This window comes from Idiomarina sp. (genome assembly GCF_048265525.1).
GTDB lineage: Bacteria > Pseudomonadota > Gammaproteobacteria > Enterobacterales > Alteromonadaceae > Idiomarina.
This window is the reverse complement of sequence record NZ_JBLXBI010000001.1, coordinates 1,026,842-1,046,138: the sequence shown is the minus strand read 5'-3', so window position 1 is coordinate 1,046,138 and position 19,297 is coordinate 1,026,842. Positions and strand designations below refer to the sequence as shown.

The 19,297-nt window shown below is 46.2% G+C and carries 21 protein-coding genes; 12 read left to right on the top strand and 9 right to left on the bottom strand.

What is annotated here, in order from left to right; translation table 11 throughout:
• Positions 1-30 precede the first annotated feature (30 nt).
• The 6 genes from rpsP to tyrA all read left to right on the top strand — a co-directional run bounded on the left by rpsP (position 31) and on the right by tyrA (position 3,810).
• A complete protein-coding gene (rpsP, locus tag ACN0TF_RS05030) occupies positions 31-279 on the top strand; it encodes a 30S ribosomal protein S16 (RefSeq protein ID WP_011234962.1) in 249 nt (82 codons plus the stop codon).
• A gap of 28 nt (positions 280-307) precedes the next feature.
• Positions 308-832, top strand: a complete 525-nt coding sequence (gene rimM / locus ACN0TF_RS05025; RefSeq protein WP_417441022.1) for a ribosome maturation factor RimM — start codon at positions 308-310, stop codon at positions 830-832.
• The gene (trmD, locus tag ACN0TF_RS05020; protein WP_417441021.1) at positions 832-1,590 is read left to right on the top strand and encodes a tRNA (guanosine(37)-N1)-methyltransferase TrmD; all 759 of its coding nucleotides are present in this window, start codon (positions 832-834) and stop codon (positions 1,588-1,590) included. The genes rimM and trmD overlap by 1 nt, the downstream gene beginning before the upstream one ends.
• A gap of 32 nt (positions 1,591-1,622) precedes the next feature.
• Complete coding sequence (gene rplS, locus ACN0TF_RS05015; RefSeq protein WP_417441020.1) at positions 1,623-1,982, top strand: 50S ribosomal protein L19; 360 nt, start codon at positions 1,623-1,625, stop codon at positions 1,980-1,982.
• A gap of 71 nt (positions 1,983-2,053) precedes the next feature.
• Complete coding sequence (locus ACN0TF_RS05010; protein ID WP_417441019.1) at positions 2,054-2,656, top strand: DNA-J related domain-containing protein; 603 nt, start codon at positions 2,054-2,056, stop codon at positions 2,654-2,656.
• Between the two features lie 11 nt (positions 2,657-2,667).
• Positions 2,668-3,810, top strand: coding sequence for a bifunctional chorismate mutase/prephenate dehydrogenase (tyrA, locus tag ACN0TF_RS05005; RefSeq protein ID WP_417441018.1), 1,143 nt, complete (start codon positions 2,668-2,670; stop codon positions 3,808-3,810).
• A gap of 19 nt (positions 3,811-3,829) precedes the next feature.
• On the opposite strand, the gene ACN0TF_RS05000 is transcribed toward tyrA, so the two are convergent.
• Positions 3,830-4,186, bottom strand: a complete 357-nt coding sequence (locus ACN0TF_RS05000) for a response regulator (RefSeq protein ID WP_417441017.1) — start codon at positions 4,184-4,186, stop codon at positions 3,830-3,832.
• Between the two features lie 78 nt (positions 4,187-4,264).
• Here ACN0TF_RS05000 and ACN0TF_RS04995 point away from each other — a divergent pair, with 78 nt between their 5' ends.
• Positions 4,265-4,912 (top strand): cytochrome b/b6 domain-containing protein, encoded by a 648-nt coding sequence (locus tag ACN0TF_RS04995; RefSeq protein WP_417441016.1) that lies wholly within the window; start codon positions 4,265-4,267, stop codon positions 4,910-4,912.
• Here the strand turns inward: ACN0TF_RS04995 and ACN0TF_RS04990 are convergent.
• Positions 4,909-5,373, bottom strand: coding sequence for a c-type cytochrome (locus ACN0TF_RS04990; protein WP_417441015.1), 465 nt, complete (start codon positions 5,371-5,373; stop codon positions 4,909-4,911). The two genes, ACN0TF_RS04995 and ACN0TF_RS04990, sit on opposite strands and share 4 nt — an antisense overlap.
• Positions 5,374-5,514: 141 nt before the next feature.
• Between ACN0TF_RS04990 and ACN0TF_RS04985 the strand changes: the two genes are divergently transcribed.
• Both ACN0TF_RS04985 and ACN0TF_RS04980 read left to right on the top strand, forming a co-directional pair.
• Positions 5,515-8,595 carry an amidohydrolase family protein gene (locus ACN0TF_RS04985; RefSeq protein ID WP_417441014.1) on the top strand — a complete coding sequence of 1,027 codons (3,081 nt, stop codon included), beginning with the start codon at positions 5,515-5,517 and terminating at the stop codon, positions 8,593-8,595.
• Positions 8,595-9,896 carry an amidohydrolase family protein gene (locus tag ACN0TF_RS04980; protein WP_417441013.1) on the top strand — a complete coding sequence of 434 codons (1,302 nt, stop codon included), beginning with the start codon at positions 8,595-8,597 and terminating at the stop codon, positions 9,894-9,896. The genes ACN0TF_RS04985 and ACN0TF_RS04980 overlap by 1 nt, the downstream gene beginning before the upstream one ends.
• Before the next feature lie 98 nt (positions 9,897-9,994).
• Here the strand turns inward: ACN0TF_RS04980 and ACN0TF_RS04975 are convergent, their stop codons facing one another.
• On the bottom strand, positions 9,995-10,789 hold the full coding sequence (locus ACN0TF_RS04975; RefSeq protein ID WP_417441012.1) for a response regulator: 795 nt from the start codon (positions 10,787-10,789) through the stop codon (positions 9,995-9,997).
• Positions 10,790-10,890: 101 nt separating this feature from the next.
• Between ACN0TF_RS04975 and ACN0TF_RS04970 the strand changes: the two genes are divergently transcribed.
• Together ACN0TF_RS04970 and ACN0TF_RS04965 are read left to right on the top strand one after the other, a co-directional pair.
• Positions 10,891-11,196 carry an STAS domain-containing protein gene (locus ACN0TF_RS04970; RefSeq protein ID WP_011234950.1) on the top strand — a complete coding sequence of 102 codons (306 nt, stop codon included), beginning with the start codon at positions 10,891-10,893 and terminating at the stop codon, positions 11,194-11,196.
• Positions 11,196-12,866 carry a SpoIIE family protein phosphatase gene (locus ACN0TF_RS04965; protein ID WP_417441011.1) on the top strand — a complete coding sequence of 557 codons (1,671 nt, stop codon included), beginning with the start codon at positions 11,196-11,198 and terminating at the stop codon, positions 12,864-12,866. Before ACN0TF_RS04970 ends, ACN0TF_RS04965 begins: the two co-directional genes overlap by 1 nt.
• Here the strand turns inward: ACN0TF_RS04965 and yciH are convergent.
• The 3 genes from yciH to ACN0TF_RS04950 form a co-directional block, all read right to left on the bottom strand.
• A complete protein-coding gene (gene yciH / locus ACN0TF_RS04960) occupies positions 12,847-13,182 on the bottom strand; it encodes a stress response translation initiation inhibitor YciH (protein ID WP_417441010.1) in 336 nt (111 codons plus the stop codon). The genes ACN0TF_RS04965 and yciH overlap by 20 nt on opposite strands.
• 5 nt (positions 13,183-13,187) lie before the next feature.
• Positions 13,188-13,901: a hypothetical protein gene (locus tag ACN0TF_RS04955; protein WP_417441009.1), complete on the bottom strand. Its 714-nt coding sequence runs from the start codon at positions 13,899-13,901 to the stop codon at positions 13,188-13,190.
• A gap of 73 nt (positions 13,902-13,974) precedes the next feature.
• Positions 13,975-14,658, bottom strand: coding sequence for a sensor histidine kinase (locus ACN0TF_RS04950; RefSeq protein WP_417441008.1), 684 nt, complete (start codon positions 14,656-14,658; stop codon positions 13,975-13,977).
• A 137-nt stretch (positions 14,659-14,795) separates the two neighbouring features.
• On the opposite strand from ACN0TF_RS04950, the gene cysB reads away from it, so the two are divergent.
• Positions 14,796-15,770 carry an HTH-type transcriptional regulator CysB gene (gene cysB, locus ACN0TF_RS04945; RefSeq protein WP_011234945.1) on the top strand — a complete coding sequence of 325 codons (975 nt, stop codon included), beginning with the start codon at positions 14,796-14,798 and terminating at the stop codon, positions 15,768-15,770.
• A 23-nt stretch (positions 15,771-15,793) separates the two neighbouring features.
• On the opposite strand, the gene ACN0TF_RS04940 is transcribed toward cysB, so the two are convergent.
• The 3 genes from ACN0TF_RS04940 to pabB form a co-directional block, all read right to left on the bottom strand.
• The gene (locus ACN0TF_RS04940; protein WP_417441007.1) at positions 15,794-17,167 is read right to left on the bottom strand and encodes an L-serine ammonia-lyase; all 1,374 of its coding nucleotides are present in this window, start codon (positions 17,165-17,167) and stop codon (positions 15,794-15,796) included.
• A 96-nt stretch (positions 17,168-17,263) separates the two neighbouring features.
• A complete protein-coding gene (locus ACN0TF_RS04935) occupies positions 17,264-17,878 on the bottom strand; it encodes a CoA pyrophosphatase (RefSeq protein ID WP_417441006.1) in 615 nt (204 codons plus the stop codon).
• Positions 17,875-19,257: an aminodeoxychorismate synthase component I gene (gene pabB / locus ACN0TF_RS04930; protein WP_417441005.1), complete on the bottom strand. Its 1,383-nt coding sequence runs from the start codon at positions 19,255-19,257 to the stop codon at positions 17,875-17,877. Before pabB ends, ACN0TF_RS04935 begins: the two co-directional genes overlap by 4 nt.
• Positions 19,258-19,297 lie beyond the last annotated feature (40 nt).

Sequence of the window (19,297 nt, the reverse complement as noted above, 5' to 3'; positions counted from 1 at the left end):
ATTTACAAAACAGTTATATTGAGGAACGCAATGGTAACCATTCGTTTACAACGTGGTGGCGCTAAAAAACGCCCCTTCTACCAAATGGTAGTTGCTGACAGTCGCAATGCTCGCGACGGTCGTTTTATTGAGAAAGTAGGATTTTTTAACCCTGTAGCTCGTGGTCAGGAAGAAAAACTTCGTGTTGATGTTGACCGCATCGAGCATTGGGTAAGCAAAGGCGCTCAGTTATCTGATCGTGTTGCTAAATTAGTTAAAGATGCAAGCGCTGCGGCGTAAGCATTAACAGATTCAGGTAGGTAAATTAATGCAGCAATCAGAGCAAATCGTCGTTGGTCGCATCGGTGCGGTGTATGGCGTAAAAGGCTGGTTGAAAGTGCAGTCATTTACCGATGATCCAGAATCGATATTTGAATACAGCCCTTGGTTACTCAGCCAGAAAACTGAGTGCGAAATGAAAGTTGTCGAGTGGCGTCGCCACAACAACGGACTTATCGCCAGGTTAGAAGGCATATCCGATCGCGAGGAGGCTGTACGCCTTACTGGTGCGGATATTTGCATTACTGCAGATGAGTTACCGGCATTAGCTGATGACGAGTTTTACTGGCGCGATCTTATTGGTATGCGTGTAGTGAACAGCAACGGCTATGATATGGGTGTGGTTGAACAAATTATGCCCACCGCATCGAACGATGTGTTGGTCGTAAAAGCAAACAGCAACGATGGGTTCGGGAAATCTGAACGTTTAATTCCTTTTATCCAAAGTGAATATGTCACTGCGGTTGATAAGGAAGCCAAACAGATTCAGGTTGAGTGGCCATCGGATTTTTGATGAGCAAACCATTGCAGGTTGGCGTCATCAGTTTGTTTCCTGAAATGTTTTCGGCCGTCACCGATTACGGTGTTACCGGCAGAGCAATAAAGGAAGGTTTGCTGACAGTGAGTGTTTGGAATCCGCGTGATTTCACTCATGATCGCCACAGGACTGTTGATGACAGGCCTTATGGCGGAGGTCCGGGTATGTTGATGATGGTGCAGCCACTTGTGGATGCTATCAACGCAGCAAAACAAAGCCTGGGTGAGGATACTCCTGTTATTTATTTGTCACCGCAAGGGCAAAAACTTGATCACAGCGGAGTGCAACAGCTCTCCAGCAATGATCGAATGATTTTGATTGCTGGCCGTTATGAAGGCATTGATGAACGTGTTATTAAGCAATACGTTGATGCAGAATGGTCGATAGGGGATTACGTATTAAGCGGTGGTGAGTTGCCAGCAATGGTGCTTATTGACGCGGTATCACGGTTAATTCCCGGAGTATTGGGACACCAGGATTCAGCAGCAGAAGACTCTTTTGCCAGCGGGTTACTGGATTGCCCTCACTATACTCGACCGGAAACTTATAATGAGCAGCAAGTACCGCCGGTTTTATTAAGCGGTGATCATGAAAAGATACGTCGCTGGCGTTTACAGCAGTCTTTGGGTAAAACCTGGCTGCAACGACCAGAGTTAATTCATAGCCTAGCTCTGACTGACGAGCAGGAAACATTGTTGAACGAGTTTATCGCGCAGCAATCATCCGGCGAATAAAGTACAGTTTACCTAGGATAGGAGATACGAAAATGGCAAAAGTTAGCCAAAGCATCATTAAGGCTCTTGAAGAAGAGCAGATGAAACAAGATTTACCTGAGTTTGCACCAGGTGACACTGTTGTTGTAAATGTAAAAGTAAAAGAGGGTAACCGCGAACGTCTTCAGGCGTTTGAAGGTGTTGTTATCCGTGTTCGTAACCGCGGTCTGCATTCAGCGTTCACAGTACGTAAAGTATCGAACGGTGAAGGCGTAGAGCGTACTTTCCAAACGCACAGCCCATTAGTTGACGGCATTAAAGTCAAACGTCGTGGTGCGGTTCGTCGCGCGAAACTGTACTACTTGCGTGAACGTTCTGGTAAGTCTGCACGTATCCGCGAGAAGCTGTCTTAAGCTTTTAGCAAACAAACGAAATAGCAAAGAAAAACCCAGCCTTGTGCTGGGTTTTTTGATAGTGTTTTAGAATGAACGAAGATATCGAAATATTAACCCAAATTTTAGCGGAGAACCTGGATGCTCAGCACCACTGGACTGAGCATGAACTGATTGCGTCTTTGCAGGGGCCGCCTTATGAGTTCTTTGATAAAGAAGCTCTGCGTGATCCCCTGACCTTGTTTCAGACTCACTTTTTATTGTTTCACTGTCTTTATAAATTGCGTGAACGCTGGCGGGAAGAAAAAAAGTACGAGCTTTTTATTCATACCCTGAATATTGAATGTCAGCCATGGCAACGTGGCGTTTCTGCATTGACAGAAAAGGACGCGTTAGCAGAATATTATTTAGATCTGAATCAACTGGGCTCAACATCCGGCGCTGATGTTGAATCTATGCTGGATGATTTTTGGCAGCGCATGGGGCACTCTTCTTCTAAAGTAGAAACTAGTATGCCCGTGAATGATGCCTGGCAGATTATGGAAGTTGAACCGCCGGCAAGTCAGGCCTTTATTAAAAAGCAATATCGTAAACTAGTACACAAATACCACCCCGATAAAGGTGGAAGTGTGGCTAAAATGCAAAAAATTCAAAAAGCCTACCATCGTGTTATAGAAGCCATAAAAGAGGAATAAGATAACAGCTCATGAGCCATGACCCGGACCAACAATTATCAGAACTGCGCAATGCAATTGATGCCACTGATAACGAATTAATTGAGATAATTGCCCGTCGAGCAAAGTTAACTGCCGCTGTGGGAGAAACCAAACGTTCGTTGAAACAGCCTCTTTACGTTCCACAGAGAGAACGTTCTTTAATAAAAGCGCGCAGAAGCAAAGCTAAAGAGGCAGGCTTGTCGGAAGACTTAATCGAAGATGTTATTCGTCGTATTATTCGAGAATCGTATCGAACGCAAACGGCACAGGCGGCTGCGACTTCGACTCAACTTGAACGACCGGTTTTTGTGTTTGGTGGAAGAGGGGCTTTGGGCGCACGTCTGGTCAGTCAGTTGCGGCAGACAGGCTATTCGGTAATAACCATTGATAAAGACGATGATTGGCCAGATAAGGACGATTTAAGCCAGGCGCAGTTGGTCTTGATGAGTGTGCCGGTTAATAAGACTGTTGACCTGATAAAGCAGTTACCACCTTTAGCGGAGGACTGTGTTCTGGCCGATGTAACCAGTATTAAAGCGGCTCCTTTAAATGCCATGCTGGCACAGCATAGCGGGCCGGTCGTTGGTTTGCATCCTATGTTCGGTCCTTCTGTACAGAATTTGGCGAAGCAGCTGGTTGTTGTTACTCACGGCCGACAGCCTGAGCGTTATCAGTGGTTACTGGATCAGTTCGTTAACTGGGGCGCCCATTTACACGAAGTTAATGCCGATAAACATGACGACGCCATGGGCTGGATCCAGGCGATGCGCCATTTAAGCACCTTTGCTTACGGTGTTCACCTGGCTAATGAACGCGTCGATATTAAAGAGCTGTTGGAACTGAGCTCGCCTATTTATCGGATGGAATTGATGATGATTGGCCGTTTGTTTGCGCAAAATGCGGAACTTTATGCCGATATTATTGCTGCGAACAAAGAACAATTTTCGTCTATTAGACGCTATCTGCAGCAATTCTCAGCAATCATCGATGATATAGAAAACGGTAAAAAGTCGGATTTTATCTCGCTTTTCGATGAGGTTAGCCAGTATTTCGGTGAATTTTCCGGTCAGTTCCTGAAAGAAAGCGAATCTTTGGTGCAGTTGGCCGACGACCAAAGATTCAAGCATCAATAATAGTTGTTGCTTATCGGCTTTATAAGTATTCAGTCATTAACTCGCTAAGCGCTTCTGGTGAAACCGGCTTATGCAATGTCGCATTCATGCCGGCTTCACGGCAAGCGCTCATTTCGCTTGCGCTTTGATGACTGGTAATTGCGATAACCGGTGTGTTCTTGTGCATATCACTTTGTCGCAACTCCTGGCAGACTTCAGCTCCTGACATGTCCGGCATTTCGTAATCCAGAAAAATGAGATCCGGAGCCTCTTCAGCCAAAGTCAGGGCTTCTTCTCCTGTCATTGCCGTTAATATACTTACCTCAAAATTGGCAAGCATCGCTTTTAACACTTCAAGGCTGATAAAGTCGTCGTCAGCAATAAGAACTTTGCGCATAGTCACTACCCATTTAATGGAATTAATTATACCCTAGCACTTAGCTTTTTATATTCCCAGTAATTTGGAGCTAACAATATGAAACAGAAAGGAAATTCTATAAAAGTTTGGGATAGCTTTATTCGGGTGTTTCACGGCTTGCTTATTGTTCTTTTAGGCGGGCTTTGGTGGACCGTTGAAAATGGCCGCATGGAGCTGCACAAGGATATTGGAGTTGCACTACTTGCGTTACTTTTAGTCAGAATTTGCTGGGGAATATTTGGTAGCGAAAATGCCCGCTTTAAAACCTTTTTAAAGTCGCCTAAAGCTATCTTTAAACATTTGCATAATGTTTTTAAAGGGCGCTATGAAGCGGAGAACACCCACAGTACGGCTGGTGGCTGGGCTGTCATTATTATGCTTGGGTTGCTCTTAAGTCAGGTTATTACGGGATTATTCTCAACCGACGGCATTTTATTTTCGGGGCCATTATCTAATTGGCTATCTTCGGATGGGCAAAAAGCGGTAACCAACTGGCATAAAACCCAGTTCGACGTGATATTAATTGTTATTGCCGTACATATTTTGGCAGTGCTTTTTTATCGCCTTAAAGGAACACCTTTAGTGGCTTCCATGGTGCATGGTTACAGAACCACCAGTCAGCAAGCGCCAAATCTGAAACCCGGTTGGCAGGGGCTCATTTTAGCGGTTGCTGTCTGGTTAATTTTGATGTTGCTGCTTAACTAGTCTTTATACTCGTCGTGGCAACCTTTGCAGGTTTTTGCGGCGTCCATAAAAACGGGTTTTATTGAGTCAATAGAACCTTTTTGACTAACGTCCGCCAGTTTGGCAGCGTACTCTTGCAAGTCATTAGCGCGCTGCTGAAAATCATCCCAGTTATCCCATATGGCGGTTAATGCATCAGAGTTATTGCCTGGCATTGCGCCTTCAACACCGAAACCTGCCCATGGAATACCTGACATTTTTTCAAAATCATCTGCACGACGTTGGAAAAAGTCCGCGTTGTATTCAACTTCGCCTTTAACCATTGCAGCCATAGCCGCAAAGTTTTGCTGCATAACAGATAGCGCCTTTTGACGATACTCCACAGCTTTATCAGCATCATTAAAAGCGTTCTCGTCAGCGGTTACGTTAAATGACAGAGTCATGAGGCCAGCTATGGCCGTTGTTAATAGTTGTTTTTTCATTGAAACTCTCCGTTTGTTAAATTCACTGATCGTTAATAATACACGATCTGTCGGTTAATGCTTGTCACCTCTATGTATAACAAAGTAACTTATCTAATGAGATAACTAAATGACAAAAATAAGTCAAAATGGGGACAATTCATGAAAAAAGTGCATCAGCTCAGTGCCTTGACGTTAGCGGTAACGTCGGTACTGACCGCCTCGGTTGCGGCTGATCAGACTTCCCGAACAAACGGGATGCGGGATAACACGCCAAGTCTGACGGCAATTCAGAATGCAACAATTATTACTGAGCCGGGAAAATCTATTACTAACGCCACTTTGGTTATTGAAAATGGCGCCGTTCAGTCAATTGAACGTAATAATCGGGCTCCTGCCGGAGCGCGGGTGATTGACGGGACCGGATACACGATTTACCCGGGATTCATTGACCCCTACAGTAGCTATGGAATTAACGTTAGTAATAAGCAGGAACGTTCAGATACGCCAATTTATAACAATGAGCGTGAGGGTGGTAACGCGGCAAATGACGCGATTCACTCGCAAAAGAACTGGTTCAGTGAGTTTAAGACCAACTCTGAAGACGCGAATAAATGGGTGTCACAAGGTTTCACCAGTGTGCAGTCAGCTAATTTAGACGGTATTTTTCAGGGGCAGGCGGTAACTGTTTCTCTGGCTGACAAAATACCTAACGACGTTATTTATCAAAGCGAAGGAAAGCACTTCGGTTCATTTGATAAAGGCTCCTCACAGCAGCAGTATCCGTCGTCTTTAATGGGCAGCATTGCGCTGGTCAGACAAACCTTATCTGACGCTAACTGGTACGAAAACTCTTATGGAAAGCAGTCGCATAATCAATCGGTTGAGTTTAATGCGGCGCTTGATTCACTGACAGATATCGAGAATACAGGAATTGTTTTTAAGGTCAGCGATGAGAAATCATTGTTACGTGCCGACGATGTTTTCGATCAGTTTGAAGTGCCGTCGGTTTACGTTGGCTCAGGCTATGAATACGCGCGCTTAGATGCAGTAAAAAATGCCGGAAGTGACTTAATTCTTCCGCTTAATTTTCCGGCTGCACCAGATGTTGGCGATGTTGATGGGCACCTCGATGTCGATTTAGCAAAATTGCGCCACTGGGAGCGCGCTCCGTCTAACCCGGCAATGCTAGCCGAGGCCGGTGTCAACTTTGCTCTGACTTTGCACGACTTAGAAAAGGCGGACAGCTTCTGGCCTAACCTGCGCAAAGCCGTGAAGCATGGCTTGAGCGAAGAACGGGCTCTTGCTGCGTTGACGACTATTCCGGCGAAAATTGCCGGGGTAGACAACAAAGCAGGGAAGCTGGCTCAGGGTTACAAGGCTGACTTTGTTATGGTCAAAGGCGATTTGTTTGCAGATGGCACCATTCAGTCAGTTTGGTTGCAGGGCGAAGAAAACGAGCTGGTATCCCGGGATAAAGTCGATTTTGTCGGCAATTACAACATGAAACTGAATAACCAGGATATCGAAATTGCGATTAATCCTGGTGCCACGCTTAGCGGTGAAGTTAAGGTTAATGAAAAGACCAGCGCTTTACGTCACGTGCAGTCGGGTAATGAGTCTTTGTCTTTTGTTGCCGACCTGGACGCAGAACCGGCTGGAAGCTGGCGCTTTAAGCTGGAACCTGAAGCCCAGGGAACCTTTTCAGTAACGGCGGTTTCTCCTGAAGGCGAAGAAGTCAGGTTACAGGCTCAAATGGATTCAGCCGAAAGCGAGACTGAAACAAGCGATGAAGCAGAACCAGTGGAATATGTTAGTGAACTAACGTTCCCGAATGTGGCATACGGCCTGGACGGTTTGCCGGAGCGTCAGGATGTTCTTATCCGCAACGTAACGGTCTGGACTGCAACTGACGACGGTATTCTTGAAGAAACGGATGTGCTGGTTCGAGATGGCGAATTTGCAGCCATCGGCAAAGACTTGTCTGCACCTTCCGGCGTGACTGAAATTGATGGCGCAGGAATGCATTTGACTCCGGGCATTATCGACGAGCATTCACATATTGCTATTGAAGGTGGTGTTAACGAAGGTTCTGAAGCGGTGACATCTGAAGTTCGAATTGGTGATGTGGTTAATCCGGACGATATTCACATTTACCGTTCGTTGGCCGGCGGGACGACCATGGCACAGTTGCTCCATGGTTCAGCTAACCCTATTGGCGGTCAGGCGCAAGTGATCAAGTTACGCTGGGGAGCCGATGCTAATGTCATGAAGTTCGATGCAGCCCCTGAGTCTATCAAGTTTGCATTGGGCGAAAACGTTAAACAGAGTAACTGGGGCGACAACATGACCGTTCGTTACCCTCAAACTCGTTTGGGCGTTGAAACCATTGTGCGTGACGGTTTCCAGGCGGCGCTTGAGTACCAGCAGCGGAAACAGGCTTATGAACGTATGAGCCGTTCAGAGCGTAATAAAGCTGCAGCTCCACGGCCGGATTATCGTCTGGAGACGTTACTGGAAATTCTGAACAGCGAACGCTTTGTTCATGCGCACTCTTACGTTGCGTCAGAAATTTTGATGTTAATGGAAGTCGCCGAGGACTTTGGTTTTACTCTGGATACCTTTACTCACATTCTGGAAGGCTACAAGGTAGCTGACGAAATGGCAGAGCATGGCGCCAGCGGTTCAACCTTTGCGGACTGGTGGGCTTATAAGTTCGAGGTTTATGATGCCATCCCACACAACGCGTGCCTGATGAGCGAACGAGGCGTGCTAACCAGTATTAATTCTGACAGTAACGATTTACAACGTCGTTTAAATACTGAAGCCGCTAAGTCTGTTCGTTATTGTGGTATGGATCCACACGAAGCGCTGAAAATGGTCACCATTAACCCGGCTAAACAGTTGAAAGTGGACAGTTATGTAGGGTCTGTTGAAAAAGGCAAACACGCCGATTTCGTACTTTGGAGCCATTATCCGTTAAGTGCTTATGCGCGAGCAGAGCAAACCTGGATTAACGGCCGTAAGTTCTTCGACCGCGAACTGGATAAACAAAGACAGCAGGCGGTTAAACAAGAAAAGAACGCACTTATCCAGAAAGTTTTAGCGGCAGGTGATGATGCAAAAATAGGGGCTAAAGACGGTTATAAATCGGATCAGCCTACCTGGCACTGTGATACTGAACACGACTTTTGGTTAGATCACTTTACCGGTAAAGGGCATCAGCACGGAGGACAACACTAATGAATAAATTACTTACAACCGTTAGTGCCGCATTAGTCAGTGCGCTGACGCTTAATAGTGCTGCGGCACACGATGAAGTGCCGGGCGAAAAGCAGAGCAACCCTATTGTACTTCAGGGTGGTACCTTGCATACCGTTTCTGATGGGGTGCTTACCGACTCAGATTTAGTATTTGAAAACGGTAAAATCACCGCTATTGGGCAAGATGTCAGTATCCCGGACGGCGCTGAAGTCATCGATATTTCCGGTCAGCACGTGTATCCGGGAGTTATTGCCATGGATACCACTATTGGCCTGAATGAAATTGAAGCAGTAAGAGCAACCCGCGACGCGCGTGAAGTGGGTGATGTGCATCCGGAAGTTGCTGGTCACATTGCCTTTAATGCTGATTCGGAAATTATTCCGACGGTACGTTACCACGGCATTACACACGCTCAGGTGGCTCCTGAGGGCTCGCTGGTAGCAGGCCAGTCATCCTTAATGCACTTAGACGGCTGGAACTATCAAGACGCTCTGGTCGCCGGAGAAATAGGCGTGCACGTTTCCTGGCCGCGCACTTACGTTGTGAATACCTGGTGGGAGAGACGTTCACCTGAGGAACAGCGTAAAGCGAACGAAGAATCCCGTAAGCAATTAATGAAAGTCTTTGCCGATGCCAAGGCTTACTACGATGCGAAGCAGGCCGATCGTAAAATTGATCTGGACCAGCGCTGGGAAGCTATGGCGGGCTTGTTTGACGGCAGTAAGAAGCTTTACGTACACGCAGATGACAAACGTCAGCTGGAGCAGGCCATTGATACTGCTCAGGAGTATGGTTTTGAACTGGTGTTGATGGGAGCCAGAGATGCCTGGCGTATTGCCGATAAGCTAGCTGAGCTGAATGTTCCTGTTGTTTTTGGTTCTCCTTACGGTCTGCCGGCTCGCAATGATGAAGGCTATGATCAGGACTTTTCCTCACCAGCGCGTTTGGCTGAAGCCGGAGTCAACTTTGCTATCTCTTACCCGGGTTACTGGGACGTGCGTAACTTACCTTTTGCCGCAGGAAACGCAGTTGCTTTTGGCCTGGATCAACAGCAGGCTCTTGCGGCTATTACTTTGAAGCCAGCTGAGATTATGGGAGTTGCCGATAAGTTGGGCTCACTGGAAGTGGGTAAAAGCGCTTCACTGAGTGTGTCTGAAGGTGACTTACTAGATCCAATTGGACAAAAGTTAACGCATCTTTATATTGATGGACGCAAAGTAAGCTTAAGCAGCCGACATACTGAGCTTTACGAGAAGTATCGCCAGAAGCCATCTGAATAGACGCTCTTTGATTAAATTTAAAACGAAAAAAGCCCCTGTCAGTTCAACTGGCAGGGGCTTTTCATTTTAACGGACAATATTCATTCCTGAATTCAGGATCAGCTGTTTAATAAACGGGCGATGAGTTTTCTTAACGTTGCCGGTTCAAAGGGCTTGTCGGTTAAGGCATCGACACCACTTTGTTTTACGTTAGCAAGTTGTGGCTCATTGGCGCGTGCAGTCACCATCAGTACCGGAGTGTGAGCATGTGCTGAGCTATTGCGAATGTATTGGGTGAGTTCACTGCCGTTTACCTCCGGCATATGAAAGTCAGTGACGATCAAGTCAAATTGATGCTTCACTAAGATATCAATTGCCTGCTGACCATTTTCTGCTTCAACAAAGCTCTCAACACCCAGATTTTCAAATACACGTCTTAAGACATGGCGCGAGGTCATGCTGTCATCAACAATCAATACCCGCAAATCCTCGACATCATACAGCTCAAGATGAAGAGGCTCGGGTTCCATCATGTCCATGGTGGCGGTAATAGCCCGCTGGAGCTGATCTGGCGTAAAAGGTTTTGGTAAAATGGCAATAATACCAGCTTGTTTGAACTGCTCCAGCTGATCGGCACGATGTTCGGATGACACCAACATAAAATGTAAGGTATCTTTTAAGTCGTTAGTATTAATGAATTCAATGAGTTCATGTGAAGTGCCGTCAGAAAAATACATAGCGCTGGTAACAATATCGGGTTGCCAGCGGAGTATTTCTTCTTTTGCTTCAGCAATGGTTGAAGCGCCACGGGTATGTTGAATGCCCGCCTGGTTCAGGTGCTGAGTAATTACTTTTCTTTGCACATCGGAAGGTTCGATAAGCAAAATACGGAGTTCGTCAAAGGCTATTGCCATAATCACATAATTAGGATTTATTGTGATCGAAAGAGTAGGGTATTCAGCAGATAAACTCAATCAGAAAATCTGTGTTATGCTCATTAAAAAAAGAGGTGAGTATGAACGTTAGTCGCGACTTTTCAAATGATGGTAAGCAATTAGTTATTGCTATTAAAGGGAAATTTGACTTTAGTCTGGTACAGGAGTTCCGCCAGGCCTACAGTCATATTGGTGATTCACAGCCAACCGTAATTATCGACTTGAGGGAAACCGATTATCTGGACAGCTCTGCGCTCGGTATGCTGCTCAACATGCGTAAGTCTTTAGGCAGCAGTGTGAAAGGTATTCAACTGATTAATGCTAAACCGGACGTGCGTCGTATTCTCGATATATCCCGCTTTGATAAGATGTTTGTTATTGCCTGATGAAGGTACTGATTGTCGATGATCAGCCTGCTAACCAGCTGATGCTGAGTGGCTTGATTAAACGCTTTGGCCATCAGGTCACCTGCGCTGATAACGGCATTGAGGCTATAGATATTTTCGCCAGTCTGGCGCCGGACGTGGTGCTACTGGACGTTATGATGCCGGTTATGGATGGCTTTCAGACTGCTCCCCGGCTAAAAGCTCTAAGCGGCGATGTCCATTTGCCTATTTTATTTATTACGGCACTGGATGATCAGGAAACCTTGTTGAAATGTCTTGAGGCTGGAGGGGACGACTTTATTAGTGTGCCTTTTGAACCAGTTGTCTTGCAGGCAAAACTCAATGCTCACGCGCGGGTTCGCGAGTTAAGTTATTCCCTCAAAGGGAAAAATGAGACCCTAGCTTACCATTCTAACCGAATGGAGCGTGAGCAGAACGTTGTCAGGCACATGTTGGCTAACGCGCTGCAGGAAAACGAAACGGAATATCCATTCTTAAAAACCTACCTTGCACCGGCCAGTGAATTTAACGGTGACTTAGTTCTCTCTAAAGCGGGACCTCTGGGAAATTTTTACCTGTTTGTTGGTGACTTCACCGGGCACGGCTTAGCCCCCGCCACAGGCGCTCTGCCGGTTGCTCAAACCTTTTTTGATTTAGCTGAAAAAGGACTCTCAATAGCGAACATGGTTGAAGAGTTTAACCGGAAGCTGGTTAAGCTGTTACCTGACGACATGTTTTGTGCCGCTTTTGTTGCTGAGTTGTCTGCCAATGGTGAACGTTTAACGTACTGGAATGGCGGCATTCCCGATGCGCTGCTGATAAATGAAGCAGGAGAAGTCGAGAAGCGGCTGGTGCCTGAGCATATGGCATTGGGTATTTTGTCGCCGGAAGAGTTCAGTAGTCAGGTGAGTCATTGTTTTGTTGAGAAAAACACACGCTTGATAACTTATACCGACGGTGTAGTGGAGATGACTAATAAGGCAGACGAGCGATTGTCTGAACAGGGGTTCGAGGCTTTGTTGTTACGTTATGCCCGCGAGCGAGACTTCGTGGGACTGGTTGGCTCATTCCAGACTTTTCAGCAAGGACAGGAACAGTTTGATGATATTTCACTGGTGTGCCTGGATTGTGCAGCCACAAATTTACCTGTTAGTCAGCCTGATACCAACGTCACTCACTTACCTTTCCGGTTAATGGTTTATTTAAAAGAAAACGAGATTAAAGGGCGCGATCCAATTATTAAATTGGTGGATTCCTTAAGTCATCTTGAAGGTATTCGCGCGCATAAAACAACCTTGTATTTATTGTTAGCTGAAGCTTTTAACAATACTCTGGAACACAGCGTTTTGCAGCTGGACTCGGGAATTAAAGAAACTGGGCAGGGGTTCGATGAATACTACCGGACTAGGGAAGCGCGTTTGGCTGTTTTAGAAGGGGTAGAAATAGAAATTGATATTGAATACAAACCGGATAATAGTTTGCTTTCGTTTAGTATTTCATCCAATAGCGAAAACGGTTTTTCTGAATATCAGCAAGTATCGGAAGATGACGAACAACAAGCGTTTGGTCGTGGATTACAGCTGATAAGAAACTTTTCAAGCCACGTTGAGTGGCGTGACGACGGCCGACGTTTATATATTGAATACGACCTTAGCCGCCCGCACGCTTAACTTTATAGCCTTCCTTTTTCAACCAGCTTTCAATACTGTCGCGCTGGTCGCCTTGTAGTTCTATTTCGTACTCTTTAACTGATCCACCAACACCACAGAGCTGCTTGAGTTTTTTAGCTATCGCCTTTAAATCTGACTGTGGTTTATCCAGTCCGGTAACAATGGTTACTCCTTTGCCTTTTCGACCTTTGGTCTCCCGGCGTAGGCGAACAATGCCATCGCCTTCGGGGACTTCCTCTGGCTCAGGCTCCGGATCAATACGTCCCGAGTCTGTTGAATATACCATTTGGCTCAGTTGGTCTTTCCAGTCCGGCATTCTATCTACCATTTTCTCTTAGGTTGGAACAGTTCTTCTAAATCGTCTTCTTTTTTGTGTTTTTCTTTGTCACGCGCATGAGCATCTTTCAACTCTTGTGCAATTTGTTCCAGCGCTTTTTTAATCGATTGCTGGCGCGACGTAGTGTAGTCGTCGCTAAAGCTCTGGTCTTCTATAGTACGTAACGCTTTTTCATAATACTGTCTGGCGGAACCTAACATCTGGCTTTCGTAAGCATGACGGCCCCGACGTATTAAGGTTTCAATACTAATTTTCAATTGCAACTTGGTCAAACGCTGATCTTCGACACTAAAAACATTGCTGTCGACCCGACCGCGGGAATGCTCATTGCGTAAAGTAGAACGTAAACGCTTGAGCCCATTGATCATTGCTATGATTTGCTTGTTGTTTTCCGGGATCTCAAAATCTTCACTGATTAATGAGGTGTCGTTACGGTCAACACTTTGTATGCGTTCTTCGTAATCCTGTATTCGAGCCTTATAGTCTTTTGAAGGCGAGACAGAATTCATACTCTTAAGTATTTCTAACGCACGGCTATTAAGAACCACCAGCATAGATTTACCAATAGGGAAGAAGCTCGACATATGAATGAGATCTTCAATTTGTTCAAGCGAACTGCGAAAGCGCGCCATCTTCTTGCGACGCTCTAGTTCTAAACGCTGTCTGTTCTGTTGTACCGCACCAACTATAATTGCCATTATTATTAGTAATATAATCAATGCGATGACAATGGTGTAAATCATATTACGCTCGTTAAGTTATAATTATTTTTCAGGGTAATGTTAAAGAGAAAACACCACCACCTAAGTGTCCATTATTTTTCAGCTCGATAAAACCTTTTTTATTATTTCGCTCATGAGCGCTCGCTATCATCTGAGCAAAGTATAGACCTAACCCTGTCCGGGATTGCTGAATATTTAATTGTTGTATCGGCATCGCGGCGTTTTCCAGCATTCTAGCAGGAAAACCGTCGCCGTTATCGTGAACCATAATACGACATCCACCATCTTCGGTTATCTCTACTTTTATAAAGAGCTTATCGGCTGTATAGCGCATTGCATTAATGATGATGTCATTAAGTAGATGAAAGATCAGGTCTCTGTCGAACCAGCCTGTTGCTGTTTCATCAATGTCGGTGCTGACAGTAATGTTCCGCTGCTCAAGATAGAGCTCATTGTTTAGCAACAGCTCTTCTACAAGTTCGTCGACGTGGTGCTGGTCGCTATTGAGAGGTAAAGCGTTATTGTCGTTGCGATAAAGCGTGAGCATTTGCATCAAACTTGAATTGATACGCTGAGCCTCATAATGGACTTTCGCCATTTTTTCTGTTGCACTGCTGTCAGCGACCTGTTCTGATACTTCTTCTATCATCTGAATGAGTAAGCACAGTGAATTTTTCATGTCGTGCACGGAAGAAGCCAGGACGGTTGAAAAATCAAATGCGGGTTGGGTCATAGATGACAGTTCCTGTGGTCCAAATAGAAGCCTCGACAAAATACTGTTGCGATAGCTTTTATATTTGTCATAGTTATCAAGATTATTATAGTATTTTCTTATATCACATTTAGCAAACTAGAGTGGCACGTTCCTCAATGAAATTACAGCAGTTACGTTACATTGTTGAAGTAACAAATCATAACCTGAATGTTTCTGCTACGGCCGAAAGCTTATTCACCTCGCAGCCGGGCATTAGTAAACAAGTCAGAATGCTGGAAGACGAGCTGGGCGTGCAGATATTTGGCCGGACAGGCAAACACCTGACTCACATAACGCCAGCGGGTAAAGACATCATAGCGGTTGCTCAGCAGGTTCTGGATAACGTCCAGTCGATTAAGACGGTTGCTGCTGAGCACACCTTGCCAAACCAAGGCAAGCTCAACATTGCGACGACCCATACTCAGGCTCGTTATGCCTTGCCGTCCGTTATTCAGCGATTTATTCAACAATATCCAAAAGTTTCACTGCATATGCATCAGGGGTCCCCGGAGCAAATTAGTGAGGCGGCGGCGAAAGGGCGGGCAGATTTTGCCATTGCGACCGAGGCGCTGCATTTATATCACGACCTCATTATGTTGCCCTGCTATCACTGGAACCGATCTATTGTTGTGCCTAAATCACACCCGCTTACGCAACTGAGTAAGCTAACTATTGATGATATTGCTCAGTTTCCTTTGGTCACTTATGTGCATGGTTTTACCGGTCGTTCCGAATTGGATAAAGCTTTTGCCGATGCGGGGCATGAGCCTAAAATTGTTTTTACAGCAACCGATGCCGACGTGATAAAAACCTACGTCAGAATGGGGTTGGGCATTGGGGTTCTGGCGAGTATGGCTTACGACCCGAAAGAAGATACCGACTTAGTGGCGATACCTGCGGAGCATATGTTTGCTCATAGCACGACTAAGATAGGTTTCCGGCGTGGTACTTTTTTACGTACTTATATGTACGACTTTATTGAGAATTTCGCACCGCACTTAACGCGCGACAGGGTGCAAAAAGCTACTCAGCTAAAAAGTCAGGATGAGATTGATAAACTCTTTGATAGTTGCTCACTGCCGATGCGCTAAGCACCGGCAGTAGCATCAACCGGTTAACATTCAATAATATTGACTGCCAGACCGCCGCGAGCGGTTTCTTTGTATTTGGTTTTCATATCGTTGCCGGTATCCCACATGGTTTTAATCACTTTATCCAGTGACACTTTGTGGTCGCCTTCGCCTCGCATGGCTAAGCGGGCAGCATTAATAGCTTTAACTGAACCCATGGCGTTTCGTTCAATACACGGCACTTGTACTAAGCCGCCTACAGGGTCGCAGGTTAAGCCCAGGTTATGTTCCATACCGATCTCTGCCGCATTTTCGACTCTTGACGGGTCACCGCCCATAAATTCAGCTAAGGCACCAGCGGCCATTGAACAGGCAACACCCACTTCACCCTGGCAACCGACTTCGGCACCTGAAATTGAAGCATTTTTCTTATAAAGAATACCAATAGCAGCAGAGGTCAGAAGAAAGCGGACTACCGAATCTTCGTCCAGCGTTTCGATAAACTTATCAGCGTAACTCATTACCGCAGGAATAATACCGGCCGCTCCATTGGTAGGGGCTGTCACAATACGCCCGCCAGCGGCATTTTCTTCGTTAACCGCTAAAGCGTATAAATCGACCCAGTCCATGACTTGCATGGCATCGCCAGATTTTTCTTTTTTCAGACGCTGATATAAAGACGACGCGCGGCGACGCACTTTAAGTCCACCCGGCAGAATGCCTTCAGTAGTAATGCCGTTTTTGATGCTTTCCTGCATCGTGCGCCAAATCTTCATTAATCCGGCCCGAATATCCTCCTCACTACGGAAGACTTTTTCGTTAGCCATCATCAATGAACTCATGCGCATGCCGTGCTCTTTGCAATGCGCCAGAAGGTCCGCAGCACTGTCAAACGGATATGGAATAGGTTTAGACGACTGTTCTATCGCTTCTTCCAGAGTTTCGTCAAAATCTTCATCGCGCACAATGAAGCCGCCGCCGATGGAGTAATACAGGTCGCTATAGATGATTTCACCGTCTTTCAACAGTTTCAATTCCATAGCGTTGGCGTGTTTGGGCATGGTTTTGCGGCGGTGAAAAGTAATTGCGCCCTCACTGGGAAAGGAAACTTCTCTCTCTCCAAGCAAGTTCAGCTTTTCAGTCTTGCGAGTTTGCTCCAGAAAATCTTCAACAGTTTCAGTATCTACTGTTTCGGGAGTTTCACCGACCAGTCCAAGAATAACAGCTTTGCCGGTACCATGACCTTTACCTGTTTGGCCAAGTGAACCGAACAGTTCGACTTTTATGCCATCTGCGTTATTTAGATGCCCTGATTTTTTTGCGGCATGCAAAAATTCATAGGCTGCTTTCATCGGTCCTACAGTATGAGAACTGGAAGGACCAATACCAATTTTATAGATATCAAAAACGCTGATCATATTTATCCTTACCTGTCGCGCATGCGTATTCTGTTTATTATAGTATTGTCGCATGATTCATGTGGGGGGAAGCAAGTTTTAAGCAAAAATAAGTGGTCAGTTCAGTGGTCTGAAGTGATTTTTGCCGTCGGGCTGCAGTTGCTCTGATAACTCACGTAAAATACCGGCGGTTGCGCCCCAAATATTCCGGTGCTGCCAGGGAATAAAATACACCCGGTCGTAGATAAATTTCCGAATACGATAAACGTAGTGGTTACCATGATCGAGAATATCAGCCAGCGGTACTTCAAAAATTTCAGCGACTTCACTTTCCTGGGCGACCAGCGGCTGTTGCGGTGAGACAAAAGCCACGTAAGGTCGGATCATAAAATAAGACAGCACTGGGTAGTCGTGTAAACGTCCTATGACGTCTACCTGACTGCGGGGTAAGCCGATTTCTTCTTCGGTTTCCCGCAATGCTGTATCCAGTAAGTCGCTATCGGTTTCGTCAAAGCGGCCTCCGGGGAAGCTGATTTGACCCGCATGCTTGCGCAATTTGCTGGAGCGCCGGGTAAGTATTAACGACAACCCATGCGGACGCTCAACAATAGGAATTAATACTGCAGCCGGACGCAAGCGTTTACGCAGAGGTTCATCAATTCGTCGCTCAACCGGCGGTGAAGGATAAAGACTAAAGCGACGAATAAAGTCTGCGCGAGTATTGATTGTCATGAAGTTAACACCGGCAGTATGCGTGACACTTTGTCTTTGGTTTCCTGATACTCATCTGCTGCTGTTGAGTCAGCAACCAGACCTCCACCAGCCCAGCAATATAAGTGATCATTTTCGGCGAGCAGCGTACGAATAGTAATGTTGGTGTCGCTGCGGCCGTGCTGGGAAAAATAGCCCACACTGCCACAGTAGATATTACGCCGATGCGGCTCCAGCTCTTCAATAATTTGCATGGCCCGAATTTTCGGTGCGCCGGTAATAGAACCGCCCGGGAAAGCGCCGTTAAACAAACTTAATGCGGTACGGTCGGGCTGCAGTTTGCCAATAATCGTCGATACCAGATGGTGAACCGCCGGAAAACTCTCTATGGCAAACAAGCTTGGTGTTTCGATGCTGCCCGCCTCACAGTTTTTACTGAGATCATTACGTAGTAAATCCACAATCATCAGGTTTTCTGCCCGGTCCTTTTCTGAGGTTAACAGAGCCTGCTGACTAGCCTGATCTTTGCGTGTATCGTCAAACCGCGGACGCGTACCTTTAATGGGTTTTGTTTCTACTTGCCCCTTTGCGTCGGTTAGTAAAAAGCGTTCCGGCGACAGGCTCAGAATAGTGCTGCCGGGAAGACGCATAAAGGCAGAAAACGGCGCTGAATTAGCTTGTCGTAATTTAAGGTAAGCGGCCCACTCACTGCCTTGATAACGGGCTGAATACCTTTGCGCTAAATTAATTTGGTAGGCATCACCGGCCAGCAGGTAGTTTTGTACGGCCTTAAATTTATCGGTGTACTGCAGCTCGTTCATATTGCTTTGCCAGTCGCTTAATAATTGAAAAGCGTCAGGCTTTTTTGTTGCTACTGGCTGCTCCCAGAATGCGAGAAGCTCGTCTGACCGTTCTATTGGCGCAACTAACCAGACCGCGTTGCTCTGCCGGTCGATGATCAACGCCTGGCTGTAGTAGGCCAGCACGGCATCGGGAGACTGATAGGTGTCTGCATTAAACTCAGGGATGACTTCCAGCGAACGACCATGGTCATAGCCGACAGCTCCGGCAAAGCCGCCTTGAAAAGGCAGTTCAGCAGGCCCCGAATAATGACCTGATAACTGATTCAATTGCTCGGCATAACGGCAAAGCTCGGCTGCGTCTTCGGGGGCTGGCGGTAGTTCTAAAGGAGCGTCTGTTGCTACATTTAACTTGCCTGCTTTGCAGCTTAGAACCAGATCTGGCTGTCGGAAGATAATATCGTAGGCACAGTTCTCGTGGCTTTGTGCGGCAGAGTCCAGTAATAGAGCGTAGCTTTCATGCTGACAACGCTGAAACAACTCAAGAGCTGAGGCCTCGCAATCAAGTTTTATCGCACAGAGATCCGGGAAAACACTCACATCATGCTCGCAATTCAGGCTGGTTATTCATTACCAATAT

Coding starts and splice junctions, on each gene's coding strand:
- rpsP (WP_011234962.1), top strand. CDS start 31: ATGGTAACCATTCGTTTACAACGTGGTGGCGCTAAAAAACGCCCCTTC.
- rimM (WP_417441022.1), top strand. CDS start 308: ATGCAGCAATCAGAGCAAATCGTCGTTGGTCGCATCGGTGCGGTGTAT.
- trmD (WP_417441021.1), top strand. CDS start 832: ATGAGCAAACCATTGCAGGTTGGCGTCATCAGTTTGTTTCCTGAAATG.
- rplS (WP_417441020.1), top strand. CDS start 1,623: ATGGCAAAAGTTAGCCAAAGCATCATTAAGGCTCTTGAAGAAGAGCAG.
- ACN0TF_RS05010 (WP_417441019.1), top strand. CDS start 2,054: ATGAACGAAGATATCGAAATATTAACCCAAATTTTAGCGGAGAACCTG.
- tyrA (WP_417441018.1), top strand. CDS start 2,668: ATGAGCCATGACCCGGACCAACAATTATCAGAACTGCGCAATGCAATT.
- ACN0TF_RS05000 (WP_417441017.1), bottom strand. CDS start 4,186: ATGCGCAAAGTTCTTATTGCTGACGACGACTTTATCAGCCTTGAAGTG.
- ACN0TF_RS04995 (WP_417441016.1), top strand. CDS start 4,265: ATGAAACAGAAAGGAAATTCTATAAAAGTTTGGGATAGCTTTATTCGG.
- ACN0TF_RS04990 (WP_417441015.1), bottom strand. CDS start 5,373: ATGAAAAAACAACTATTAACAACGGCCATAGCTGGCCTCATGACTCTG.
- ACN0TF_RS04985 (WP_417441014.1), top strand. CDS start 5,515: ATGAAAAAAGTGCATCAGCTCAGTGCCTTGACGTTAGCGGTAACGTCG.
- ACN0TF_RS04980 (WP_417441013.1), top strand. CDS start 8,595: ATGAATAAATTACTTACAACCGTTAGTGCCGCATTAGTCAGTGCGCTG.
- ACN0TF_RS04975 (WP_417441012.1), bottom strand. CDS start 10,789: ATGGCAATAGCCTTTGACGAACTCCGTATTTTGCTTATCGAACCTTCC.
- ACN0TF_RS04970 (WP_011234950.1), top strand. CDS start 10,891: ATGAACGTTAGTCGCGACTTTTCAAATGATGGTAAGCAATTAGTTATT.
- ACN0TF_RS04965 (WP_417441011.1), top strand. CDS start 11,196: ATGAAGGTACTGATTGTCGATGATCAGCCTGCTAACCAGCTGATGCTG.
- yciH (WP_417441010.1), bottom strand. CDS start 13,182: ATGCCGGACTGGAAAGACCAACTGAGCCAAATGGTATATTCAACAGAC.
- ACN0TF_RS04955 (WP_417441009.1), bottom strand. CDS start 13,901: ATGGCAATTATAGTTGGTGCGGTACAACAGAACAGACAGCGTTTAGAA.
- ACN0TF_RS04950 (WP_417441008.1), bottom strand. CDS start 14,658: ATGACCCAACCCGCATTTGATTTTTCAACCGTCCTGGCTTCTTCCGTG.
- cysB (WP_011234945.1), top strand. CDS start 14,796: ATGAAATTACAGCAGTTACGTTACATTGTTGAAGTAACAAATCATAAC.
- ACN0TF_RS04940 (WP_417441007.1), bottom strand. CDS start 17,167: ATGATCAGCGTTTTTGATATCTATAAAATTGGTATTGGTCCTTCCAGT.
- ACN0TF_RS04935 (WP_417441006.1), bottom strand. CDS start 17,878: ATGACAATCAATACTCGCGCAGACTTTATTCGTCGCTTTAGTCTTTAT.